The sequence below is a fragment of the Burkholderia sp. Bp9142 genome, from assembly GCF_003853415.1.
GTDB lineage: Bacteria > Pseudomonadota > Gammaproteobacteria > Burkholderiales > Burkholderiaceae > Burkholderia.
Map to the genome: position 1 here is coordinate 1 of NZ_QTPP01000096.1, position 1,013 is coordinate 1,013.

The 1,013-nt window shown below is 56.3% G+C and carries 1 pseudogene; it reads left to right on the forward strand.

What is annotated here, in order from left to right:
- Positions 1 to 600: 600 nt before the first annotated feature.
- Positions 601 to 1,013, forward strand: a pseudogene (locus DIE22_RS37785) (hypothetical protein); the annotation flags it as partial.

Here is a 1,013-nt window from a genome sequence, read left to right on the forward strand (position 1 = left end):
CATGTCATTGTCGTCAGGGCAATGGGAATGATTGCGCGATTTTCTCATCGTTTGGACCAGGAGTCGACCATTTATCGCTTCCGAGGCCGCCGACCTGGTGAACAATCGAAGCCGTACATTGGACTATTGCGGTTGGGTACGCGAATTGCCGACGATCATAAGTGGCTTGTTGGGCGGTCGCCCATTGTACGACGACGGGCGCTTGCCGCTCTGATCTGCGAGCGGCGCATTGGGCCGTCTCCATTGGATTGCGTTGGGCGGACAATGAGGAGGCCTATTTTGAGATCGCCGGCTCTGCCCAAGCGGAAAACTTCAGACATGCCGCGTTATTTTTTTCGTACGTGCGTGATCTCGTGCAACTGACAGACCAATTCCGCGCCGATGTTGTGGTGGAGTGTTTCGTTTTTCCATATTGTTCAACTTCGCAGGCGCGCTGATCAGTGCCCCCCAATCTTCACAGTTGACACTGTTGCGAGAAGGAACGAAAAAAGACTCACCGATTTGCGCCGGCGCGATGCGTCCAGTCAGTTCGGTGCATCAGCGATCCGATTTCTCGCGGTGTGTGGAGTACATATCGCCACGTTCGAGGCGAGGCCTGCTATGGAGCAACGCGATAATGTTTGGCGATCGAGCGATACAAACGCATGCTTGGCACCGGCCTGCGAATGCGAGGCTTTGCAGATTCGCTTGCGACTCGCCGAAGCACGGATTCGTCGTCTCACAAGATGCGTTCAACTGAAAGACGAGAAGTTGTGCGAGCTTGGGAAGGTCCTGACGAACTCGGCGACCGCGCACTATTGCGTTGAAGAGCGATTGCAGCGTGAGCTCGATGCGCTGCGGATTGATCTGCCGGCCGACGTGCCGAGCGAGCACTACGGTCCTGTTGATGGCGATTCAATGGGAGGCGGTGTAGTCGTTCGGCTGCCTTACCTGACCGCGATCCTCTCAGTGTTGTTCGACGCGATGCACGTGTTCTGGGCGGACTGCGATGACGGCCGCCTGCCAAAATCTTC